The organism is Chryseolinea soli (assembly GCF_003589925.1).
GTDB classification, from domain to species: Bacteria; Bacteroidota; Bacteroidia; order Cytophagales; family Cyclobacteriaceae; genus Chryseolinea; species Chryseolinea soli.
The window spans coordinates 5,061,351-5,072,610 of record NZ_CP032382.1 but is presented as its reverse complement, the minus strand read 5'-3'; the positions used below and the strand labels follow the sequence as shown (position 1 = coordinate 5,072,610).

Genomic DNA, 11,260 nt, shown 5'->3' with positions numbered 1-11,260 from the left:
AAAATGTGCCATGATTGTGGCAATGCCCTGGATAAAACAGGAATGAACTATATCCGGAAATATATACTTCTAACGTCCCTGAATTCCATAGTTTTTGGAATGCGGCCGGCGGGTATTATCGTTGTGTTATGTCGTGAGAAAATCCCTTGGGATAATTCCTCCCCGGGTTGTTACAAAATTTCCCCAAACCGTTTCCCACAAACTTTGCGCCTATCTGATCAGGCCAGCTAAACTTTTACTTTCAGCATCTCCCGGATGGCCTCAGCCAGTTTCTCCGGTTGTTCATCGGGTGAGAAGTGGCCGCAATCTTCGATCACTTTGCCTTCGATGTTGGTGAGACCGGCGTTGCGGAAGCCTTTTAGATACGTGTTGATGTCGCCATACTCCTTATCGCCGCGGATGTAGAGCACGGGGGTCTCGACGATCGTGGACCGGCTCTCGCGGTTATCTTTTTCATCTTGCGTGAAGGAGCGATACCAATTGAAAGCGGTCCTTAGTGATTCGGGTTTGGCGTATGCATCGGCATACATGGAGCGTGCCCGTTTGTTGATCTTCTCGGGATGGGCGCTGATGGCATTGAAGAAAAATTCAAAATAGACCCGCTCTTTACCGCCGACCAACATCTCCGGCAACTCCGGCACATTGTGAAATGCAAAATGCCAGATGTTCGGGTTGCGCTTCACTTCCTCCCAGGGATCGATGCCGGGGATGGCAGTGTTCATGATGATGGCATTTTCCAATGTGTTTGGAAAAGTGTGCAGGTAAGCATAGGTGACCATTCCCCCCATATCGTGACCAACCAAGGTCAGCTGATGCAAGCGGAGGTTGTCGACCAGGCGTTTCACCAGCCGGGCAATGGGGGTCTTGCTGGTGGACGAAATGCTGCCCGTGGTGCCCACGCCCGGCAGGTCGATCGCCACTACGCGAAAGTCGCGGTAGAGCAGGGCCATGACTTGCTCGAAGGCCGACCAGTTTTCGGGAAAGCCGTGCAGGAACAGGATGGCCGGGCGGTCTGCTTTGCCGGCCTCCACCACGTGTATGGAAAGGCCATCGACCAGCACCTGGTGATTGGTGAAGACGGAGGAAGAGGGGTGTGTGAGGTTCATCTTTTTTGTTTCTTATAAATCTGAGCGGTCGACGCGTGAACATTCCTGCACCTGCGAGTCCATCCTATATTAACGCTTGTGCGTTGCCGATGTTCTGTCGGGAGAAAGGCCACCTGTCCATGCCAATGTTCGTGTGACGTTCTCCGGTCCAAATCCAAGGCAGTATGTAGAATGATTTACCCTGACGGGCAGGGGCTGTGAAGAAAAATTCCCATCGGACCGCCCCAATCTAACCCAATATTTCGAAAAAAACTTACCCAACTCCAGTACCCGTCCAGGTACGCTTTTTGAATTCGAATTCGTCGCCAGGGCGTCCGGCCTTCGGGGTGGTTATAGCGGGATAGGTGCAGCGTTGTCGTGAAGAGTCAGTAGCCAGCAGTCAGTAGTCAGTAGCCATTAATCAGCAATCAATATGTCAAACTTAAAATCTATCGTATGGAAAAGATCATTCTACTATTTGTGGGTGTTTTGGTCTTGGGGGTTACGGGGATGAATGCTCAGGAGCGAGACACGACTTTGATGAAGGGGGGACGTGAGGGTGTTGCAGCGCTAGCGGAGCCTTCGAGCCATTATACGAAGGACATGGTGCAGATCACGGCCATGGACATTCCGGCCAGCCTGCGCTCTAAGCTTCAAGGTTCGCGGTATAAAGGGTGGGAGAACGCAACCTTTTATCGTTCGCAGAATTATGAAGGCTATGTCGTCGAAATGAAGGATGGCGAAAAAATCAAGACCTTCCGTTTTGATGGCAACGGCAGGCCCATTCCGGATCACGAGTGATGATCATTCGTACCGATCCTGAGAGGGACCTTCTTTGAAACAGGAGGTCCCTTTTTTTATCGCGCAAGGGTTGAGGGAAATACAGGAAGGCTCGGAATTTCTTATCTTTATAAGCTTCAAATCCCCCCGTGTCATGACCATTACCGAGAACATGTTGTTGTTCGTTGTCAGCGCGGGAATCGTACAGGCTTTCTTTCTGGCGGCACTTATTTTCTTTAACCCGCGCGGCGACCGGTCGGTGAACATTTACCTGGTGGGGTATATCGTGTCGCTGACCATCCCCATGTTCGCGCCGCTGATCCTGCATTTCTATTCCTGGCAGCGCGTACTCTACCTGGCACCGGTACTTTTGCTGGTGGCCCCCTTTTTATATCTCTACGTTTGCAGCTTTCGCGAGCAGATCACGTTTCGCAAAGCCTGGCCGCACTTCATTTTGTTCTTGGTGGCGGTGGTCATAGAGGCGTATATCGTGGTGAAAATTGCCCCGCTATATCCACCATCGAAACAAGTGCCGCCGGAAGTGATCCACAGCCCATGGCCGATGACGCGCGTGATCCTCCGCCTGATCCAAATGCTGACCTACATCTATTTCGCCGGACGGAGCCTATCGTCTTACCAGCGGTCGATCCAGCAATTGTATTCGGAAACCAGTCGCATTGACCTGGCGTGGATGCGGTGGCTCATCAACGGCTTTCTCGTGCTCACGATCTGGATGATCTTCCTTTACGCGATGATCCTGAAATTTCCGGAGCAATTCAGACTGATCATTCTCATCAACACGGCGGTGATCACTCCCTATTTATATGCCGTCACATTCAAAGGCATATCGCAGCCCACCCTATGGCAGGCCCGGCCTAAAGCCAGCCGCGAAGAAGTGCTGGAAGAGATCCATCTTGTTGAGGAAACGGAAGCCCGCAACCAAAAGAACACCCTAAACCCGGAAAGAAAAGACGACATCGTCGCCCGGATCCAAGGGCTCATGGAACAGGATAAATTATACCTCCAGGCCGAGCTCACCCTCCAGGACCTCGCCGACCAATTGGGCATCCCCGCCTACCAGGTTTCACAGGCTATCAACGAAGGACTCCAAAAAACCTTCTACGACCTGGTGAACGGTTGCCGCGTCGCGGAGGCCCAACGCCTCCTGCTCGACCCCAAAAACCGGAACCTAAAGATCATGGCCGTCGCCTTCGATTCGGGTTTCAACTCCAAAACCACCTTCAACACCGTCTTCAAAAAATTCACCGGCCTCACTCCCTCCGAATTCAAAGAGCAACACCAGGCGCAAACGGTTGCTGCTTAAAATCCTGAACGAGATCAACATAAATCGCATCCAATCGGAGTGTCATAGACCCCGGCCAACTCCCCCATCCCAGTTCAACCCATAACGCCAACTTTGCTTCAACTTCACTTGCTGCCGCCGAAGCTTCGGCGAAGGAGGGCGCCATTCATTGCTCACCAAAAACTTTAGCGCCCAAGTCGTCCCGTTACACCGCCCCTACCCAAGGCCAATTCACGTAACACGACCGAACTCTCAAATCCGCACCTCAACGAAGTTCGGATTCCCCAATCCGAACCCAATCGCATGTCCGAACCCCTTTTTCGCGGCGTAAACACCGCCATCACAAAAAACCAATGCTCATGACAAAAACCATTTCCCTTTTCTTTCTCCTGGTCTCGCTCCTTTTGTGCAAAGACCTGGCCGCGCAAACCCTCTCCCTGGAAGAGTGCATCGACGCGGCCCTGAAGAACAATCAACAACTCAGAAACAGCCAGCTCGACATGGCCGCATCCGCCTTTCACGTCAAAGAACTGAAGAGCGCCCTGCTGCCCACGGTGGACTTCGCCGGGCAATCGCTCTATTACAAGGACTTGCCTGCTCAATATGCGCCGTCTTCCGCCTTTGGCGGTCCCGAAGGCGAATACACCAAGCTGAGCCTGAACATGCGCCAAACGGCTTCGGCCAACCTTCAGCTCAGCCAGTCGCTGTTCAACCAGTCGGTCCGCACCGGTGTGAAGACCGCCCAGGCCGCACAGGAAGCCACGCGTCTTCAGGACGGCGTCGTGCGTGAAAACGTGGTGTACAATGTGACCGCCACCTACTACAGCATCCAGGTGCTGAACGACAACCTCGAGCGGCTGGCCACCAACCTCACCAACCTTGAACACGCCACCCAAATCAACAGCGTGTTGAAGGACAACGAACTGGTGTCGCCCAACGCTCACAACCGCATGCTCATCAACCTGGAAAACTTGCGCAATCAATACGAAAACCAGAAGCTGTTGCTGAGCAAGAATGTGACGCAACTAAAAAATCTCATGGACATGGACGTGAACGACTCCCTGGCTGTGCAGCCGTTCGACTACGCCGCGCTGCTCGCCATGCCGGAAGCGGCAGACTTGTCGCAGCGTCCGGACCTGAAGCTTCAACAAGCTCAGATCAAGGTGGCACAGTTCGAAAAGAAAAATATCGCCGCGGGCTACTTCCCTACGCTGACCAACACCCTTTCGTATGGCTACACCGGCTACAACAACGAATTCGGCCCCTTCACGCCCATAAACAACGACTGGGTGCGCAGCAGCTACTTCGCGCTCACGTTGAAGGTGCCTGTGTTCGACGGCTTCCGCAAGCAAAACCAGATCCGTCAAAAAGAAATGACCATACAACGCAACATCAACACGCTCGCCATGATGCGCGCCAATGCGGACAAGGAAATGGAAGATGCCCTCAGCACCTACCGCTCGAACAAAACACTTTGGGATAGCAATAAAAAGAGCCTGGACCTGGCGGAGAAATTATTTGCCAGCGCCAGCGGTGAATACGAAAGTGGCATCACCACGCTCACCGATCTGCTCAACGCCCAGAACGATCTGACCAATGCCCGGACCAACTACAGCAACGCTTTGCTAAACCTCAAACTTGCCGAGCTCTCGCTGAAAAAGGCCAACGGAACATTGATCACAAAACCATAATCCCGATTCATTTATAAAAAACAAAACCAACAAGAAACAAATCCTCATGAAAACAAAAATCATCCTTTCCAGTTTGATCGCCGTGCTCTTCGTATCGGTAGCGTTCAAATTGAAAAACAACAAACGCGTCGTAGAAGAAAACGTTTACCGGCCCGACGCCAACAAAAAAGTGCTGGTGCAAGCCGACACCGCCATCGTAAAAAGCTTGCAAAAGACCTTTACGTATACCGGCACCTTTGCGGCCTTTCGCGAAGTGATGCTGGTGCCCCAGGTACACGGTGAAGTGGAAGCTGTCTATTTTGACGAAGGCGATCATGTGGTGACCGGTTCCAGACTGGTACAAATCGACGACGATCTTCTTCAAGCCCAATACAGCTCCGCCGCGGCCACCTATGAAAATGCCAAGCGGAACCTGGAACGCTATGAAGGCGCCTCGCAAAGCGGTGGCGTGAGCAACCTGCAACTGGACAACCTGCGGCTGACGCTCGTCAATGCGCAAGCACAGGTGAAACAACTGGCCAAGCAGATCGAGTGGAGCAACCTTGTTGCGCCCTTCACCGGCACCATGACCTTGCGTGATGTAGAGCCCGGTTCCGTCGTGGGTAGCGGAGCCGTGGCCCGCATCACCGATCTCTCGCAACTGAAGCTCGAGATCTCCGTGCCTGAAAAAGAGGTCTTCCTTTTTCACGAAGGCGATTCCATCGCGATTGAAACCGATCTCTATCCCGGCAAAACGCTGTGGGGAAAGACAGACCAGGTAGCAGACCGCGGCGACAATGCACACAACTACAGCGTTCGCATTTTGCTAAAGAACACGGACCCGGCGTCGTTGCTGAAAGCCGGCATGTATGGAACAGCCTTACTCAACAAAGGCATGAAAGACGAAACGCTGGTGATCTTACGGACTTCCCTGTTGGGCTCCGCCAAAGATCCCCACGTGTTTGTGATCCGCGATGGCAAGGCTGCCCTTCGTTCGATTCGCACGGGTCACGCCAACGACACATCGATTGAGGTCGTGGAAGGCCTGCAAGCCGGGGACATTGTCGTGGCCAGTGGCCACATCAACCTGAGCAATGGCTCGCCGGTTGAAATTGTAAAATAGTATTCACCAAAGACCAACTCACTTCTTTTTTCAATATGAACTTAACAGAAATATCCATCAAAAGGCCGTCGGTGATCATCGTCATCTTCACGATCCTCATGCTCGGCGGCTTCTATTGCTATACCACGCTGCGTTATGAGCTCTTGCCCCCCATGGAAGTGCCTACGCTGGTGATCACCACACCTTATCCCGGCGCCGCGCCCTCAGAAGTGGAACAGTCGGTGACCCGGAAAGTGGAAGACGCGGTCTCGGGACTTGACCGCGTGAAAAGCGTCTTGTCCCAATCCTTCGAAGGGGTCTCCGTCATCGTCGTGGAATTTAGCGTGGGCACCGACACCGAAGCCAAACAAGAAGAAGCGCAGCGGAAGCTGAACAACATCTTGAACGATCTGCCCGACGATGCCGAGACGCCATCTATCTCCCGGGTGTCGCCCAGCGATCAACCGATCATGGACCTGATGGTGGTGGCCGACATGAGTGCAGAAGCATCCTACGACCTGGTGGAAAACGAGATCTTGCCCCTGATCCAACAAATCGAAGGCATCGGTGAGACCCGTTTGCTCGGTGGACAGAAGCGCGAGATCCAGGTGAAAGTAGACAAAGATAAATTGGCCCACTACGGCCTGGCCCTATCGCAAGTGACCGACGCGGTGAACAACGCCAACCTTGACTTTCCTACGGGCAAGATCAAAGGACGCGACGATCAGATCACCGTGCGCCTCGCCGGAAAATTCAGCTCGATTACGCAGATCGAAAACCTTATTGTTGCCACGCGCGCCGGTAGTCCCGTGCGGGTGGCTGACGTGGCCGATGTATTGGACGGCACGCGCGAACAAGAATCGGTGAGCCGTTTCAACGGACAGGAAGGCATTGCCATCAGCATCAAAAAACAAACCGATGCCAACGCCGTGAAGATCAGTGAAGAAGTTCACGCCAAGATTGCCTCGATCGAAAAGAAATACGCCGCACAAGGTGTCAAGATCATCATTGCCGACGACACCTCCGAGTTTACACTCGAAGCTGCCGACGCCGTGACACACGACCTGGCGATCGCTGTCATTCTCGTAGCCGCGGTCATGTTGCTTTTCCTTCACAGCTTCCGCGACTCGCTCATCGTGCTGGTAGCCATCCCCGCTTCGTTGTTGTCGACGTTCATCGCGATGTACCTGTTCGGCTATTCACTCAACCTGATGACCCTCCTGGCCATGTCGCTCGTGATCGGCATCCTGGTAGACGACTCCATCGTGGTGCTCGAGAACATTCACCGTCACTTGCACATGGGCAAGGACCGCGTGCAAGCCACGCTCGACGGGCGCAAGGAAATCGGTTTCTCGGCTATGGCCATCACCATGGTGGACGTGGTCGTGTTCCTTCCCATTGCGTTGATCAACACCGTGATCGGCGATGTGTTGCGGCAGTATTCGGTCACCATCGTGGTGTCCACCTTGATGAGCCTTTTCGTGTGCTACACGCTGACGCCCTGGCTCGCTTCCCGTTTTGGCAAGGTGACGCACCTCAATCCCAACAATTTGTTTCACAAAGTACTGCTGGGCTTTGAATCGATCGTCACCCGCGTCATTGATGGTTATACGCATCAACTGAAATGGACCCTGCGGCATAAGCTCATCACCGGGCTCGTTATTCTTGCTGCCTTCGGAGCCACGGCCTACGTGATGAGCCTCGGCATCCTCGGGCAGGAAATGGTGGCTTCGGGCGACCGTGGCAAACTGCTGTTGAAATTTGAATTTGACAAGCGCACAGCACTGACGGAAAACAACATCCGCTCGCGCGCCATCGAAAATTATCTACTGGCACAACCCGGCGTGGAAACCGTGCTGGCCAACGTGGGCGGCGCAAGCACCTCGGGTATGATGTCGACCGTGGGCAGCGAGAACAAAACGGAGATGACGGTTGGGTTGGTTGATGCCAAGAAACGCAACGAGACCACGGCCGCGTTTATGCTCCGCGTCCGCAAGGCGTTGGAAGCTACGTACGAAGGTTTGAAGGTAAATTCTACCGTCATTGGTATTACGAAATCGGAGGAGCCTATTCAAATTGTGTTGAACAGCGAGAACAAGGTTGAATTGATGAAGGCCACCAAACAATTGGAGCAACTCATCAAAAACATTCCCGGTGCGAACGACGTGTCGGTGAGCGTGGAAGACGGTAGCCCGGAACTGACCATCGAGCTGGATCGCGAAAAGATGGCCCGGCTTGGGCTGAGTGTTGGCCAGGTGGGCGCGTCGCTCCAAAATGCCTACGCCGGCAACACCGACGCCAAGTACCGCGAAGGAAACAACGAGTACGACATCAACGTGCGCCTCGATGAATTCGACCGCAGCAATCCCACCGACGTGGAGAACATCGGTTTCGTGAACGGCAAAGGCGAACAGATCGCCCTCACACAATTTGCCACGGTGAAACAAAGCAGCGGGCCGTCGATGCTCGAAAGAAAAAATCGCCGTACATCGGTGACGCTGAAAAGCAACGTACTGGGCATCACGTCCGGAACGCTGGCCGAAAACATCAACGCCGCTGTAGCAGCTCATCCTCTACCCGCTGCGGTGGAAATGAAATGGACCGGTGATGTGGAACGTCAGGTGGATTCGTTCAAAGCGCTGGGGCTGGCCTTGGCGACGGCCATCCTGCTGGTGTACCTCGTGATGGTGTTGCTCTACGACAGCTTTATCTATCCGTTCGTGGTATTGTTCTCGGTGCCGGTGGCCCTGATCGGTGCCCTCATCGCGCTGAACCTCGCCATGAGCACGCTGAGCATCTTCACTATGCTGGGCATCATCATGCTGATCGGCCTGGTGTTGAAGAACGGCATCTTGCTGGTGGACTTTACCAACCAGCGCAAAGCAGAGGGTCGAAGCACCTTCGACGCCCTCATCGACGCCGGTCAGGCGCGGTTGCGTCCCATCCTGATGACTACCATCGCGATGGTGATCGGCATGCTTCCCATTGCGCTCGCAGAAGGCGCCGGCTCGGAGTGGAAGAACGGTTTGGCCATCGTCATGATCGGCGGTCTGCTCTCTTCGCTGATGCTCACTGTCTTCATTGTGCCCATGATGTATTATTTGGTTGACCGGGTGAAAGCCCGGTTCACCAAACCGGCCGCACCGATTGCAGAACCCGCATTGGCATCCTCTGTAACCATACTTTAACATAAAGCCATTTCAAAACCATGATCATCCTGGTTAAAAGCATCAACGCTTTCATGCAGGATGGTCATTTTAAAAAATAACATATCCTTCTAAAGATCAAGACCATGAACGAATCTATTCAAACCGCGGGCTACCTGCTCGTGATGGCCGCCGTCACCTTTTGGCTAGGCTGGTTTTTCATGCCCGATCCCGGCACCACCGACGCGGCGCACATTCTGCAGATCGTAAAAGCGGCGCGCAACGACGTGCTGAATTCGGTGATCACACAAATTGTTTCATCCATACTCTTCTCGGTTGCCCTTTGCCTGTTGTCACAGCATTTTCTTCACCACAAAAAAATGACCCTCACCGGCATCGTGCTGCTGAACATCGGTGCCATGGGATTGTGTGCCGACGCCTTCTTTCACTTGCTGGCCTATTATATGACCGACAACACGGTACACGTTCAAGAAGATGTCGTGCGCGTGATGGCCTTCATGCAAACCGGCGGTTTGATATTTCTCGTCCCGCTGCTCCTGCCCTTCTTCATCGGCACATTGCTGCTGACGATCGGGTTGAACAAGCAAGGCGTCATTTCGAAGCGCCCCTTATGGATCATGATCGCGGGCTTTGTACTGGCCCTGGTTATCGGGCTCGTTTCATTTTACGTATTCGACCATCACAGCAACCTCGTTTCCCTCACCCTACTCGGCGGCGTAGCGTTCGCCCAGGCCTGGATGGGATTTGAATGGGTACACCCGGACCAACGTCGGACATCGGCGAACGACGATGCGGGCTATGCTTACTCAGACCATTCCGCGGCTTGATCTCATCCTAATTCACGATTTAAAAAAGACCTCATGCGCTTCTGGAATGAAAATAGAAAGTGGATTGCGATCCACACCGTTACCTGGTGTTTTGCCAAGGTGCTGTTTGTCGCCATCAAACTTTGGGGCCTGGGCAACGCTTTGTATAAGACGGCTGCCGATGGAACAACGGCGCCTTTGTTACGCCTGTTAACGCCGGAGGTCGATCATGGCAACTTGTTTTTGGTCGTCGCCTTCTCGGGGGTGATCGACGGGTTGGTCTTCAGTTGGTTTGATGTGCGCTTTGATGCGTGGTTCAGGCGTCCGGGGTTTATCCGGCGCGTGCTCGTCAAAGGCCTCGCCAACCTCTGCTTGGGCCTGGCACTCACTTCGGTGCTGGTGCCCTTGCTGCTGGGGAAGACGTCGGGGGTGAAAATCCTGTCGCTTTCGCTGATGCATACCAACCTGGTGGTGATGGCCGTATACATACTGCTGATCACTTTCCTATTGCAGCTTTCAAAACTGACCGCAGCGTGGATACAAACCAGCAACCTGCTCCATATTCTCTCACCCCAGACCAAAGGCGTGGAAGAAGAACGGATCTTCATGTTCCTCGACATGAAAGGATCGACTACACACGCCGAAACCTTGGGACACGCAAAATACAGCGCCCTCATCCAGGATTGTTTTGCCGACATGACTAAAGCCGCCAAACAAACCGCCGCCGAGATCTACCAATACATCGGCGACGAAGCCGTATTTACCTGGAGAACTTCTCCCGCAAACTTCCTCTACGCCATCCAACACTTCTTCCATTTCCGTGACCTCCTGGCACAACGCGCCGGCTACTACCGGAAACACTATGGGCTTGTCCCCCAATTCAAAGCCGGCATCCATCACGGCAAAGTGGTGCGCACCCCCGTGGGCGTCACGCACAAAACCCTCGCCTTCCACGGCGACGCCATCAACACAGCCTCCCGCATACAGGGCAAGTGTAATGTGTTGGGGCGCGACCTGCTGGTGTCCGGGGAGGTTATGGAGCAGGTGACGATGCCTTTCGGCTATGTGGATCTGGGTGAGCATTTGTTGCGGGGAAAAGATCGGAAGGTGCGGTTGTATGGCGTTAGCAAGCCGCCAAGGATGGACATGAGGTCGACGAAAAACAGACTTCAAAAAATTACGCCTACGAAAACGAAGGTAGCACCGTTTTATTTTTGGTTGAATGGATTGTTATAGAGTGGCGGTATCGACAGTCTGAAGACTACCTGGATGGATGATTCACAATGGTGTTCGAAGTTTGGATATCTCGGCATTTTTTCAACCGTCGACTATGTTTAAATCAAAAAT

General features: G+C 53.5%; 8 protein-coding genes. 7 read left to right on the top strand and 1 reads right to left on the bottom strand.

What is annotated here, in order from left to right:
* Positions 1–227: 227 nt before the first annotated feature.
* On the bottom strand, positions 228–1,106 hold the full coding sequence (locus tag D4L85_RS21575) for an alpha/beta fold hydrolase (RefSeq protein WP_119756249.1): 879 nt from the start codon (positions 1,104–1,106) through the stop codon (positions 228–230).
* Between the two features lie 435 nt (positions 1,107–1,541).
* Here D4L85_RS21575 and D4L85_RS21570 point away from each other — a divergent pair, with 435 nt between their 5' ends.
* From D4L85_RS21570 to D4L85_RS21540, 7 genes are all read left to right on the top strand, one after another.
* The gene (locus D4L85_RS21570; RefSeq protein ID WP_119756248.1) at positions 1,542–1,886 is read left to right on the top strand and encodes a hypothetical protein; all 345 of its coding nucleotides are present in this window, start codon (positions 1,542–1,544) and stop codon (positions 1,884–1,886) included.
* Positions 1,887–2,019: 133 nt separating this feature from the next.
* Complete coding sequence (locus tag D4L85_RS21565; RefSeq protein ID WP_119756247.1) at positions 2,020–3,189, top strand: helix-turn-helix domain-containing protein; 1,170 nt, start codon at positions 2,020–2,022, stop codon at positions 3,187–3,189.
* 338 nt (positions 3,190–3,527) lie between these two features.
* Positions 3,528–4,859 carry a TolC family protein gene (locus tag D4L85_RS21560; RefSeq protein WP_160143903.1) on the top strand — a complete coding sequence of 444 codons (1,332 nt, stop codon included), beginning with the start codon at positions 3,528–3,530 and terminating at the stop codon, positions 4,857–4,859.
* A gap of 46 nt (positions 4,860–4,905) precedes the next feature.
* A complete protein-coding gene (locus tag D4L85_RS21555; RefSeq protein WP_119756245.1) occupies positions 4,906–5,961 on the top strand; it encodes an efflux RND transporter periplasmic adaptor subunit in 1,056 nt (351 codons plus the stop codon).
* A gap of 35 nt (positions 5,962–5,996) precedes the next feature.
* Entirely contained in the window at positions 5,997–9,128 is a 3,132-nt protein-coding gene (locus D4L85_RS21550) for an efflux RND transporter permease subunit (protein ID WP_119756244.1), read from the top strand.
* A gap of 104 nt (positions 9,129–9,232) precedes the next feature.
* Positions 9,233–9,934 (top strand): hypothetical protein, encoded by a 702-nt coding sequence (locus D4L85_RS21545; protein WP_119756243.1) that lies wholly within the window; start codon positions 9,233–9,235, stop codon positions 9,932–9,934.
* 33 nt (positions 9,935–9,967) lie between these two features.
* A complete protein-coding gene (locus D4L85_RS21540; RefSeq protein WP_119756242.1) occupies positions 9,968–11,149 on the top strand; it encodes an adenylate/guanylate cyclase domain-containing protein in 1,182 nt (393 codons plus the stop codon).
* Positions 11,150–11,260: the final 111 nt, after the last annotated feature.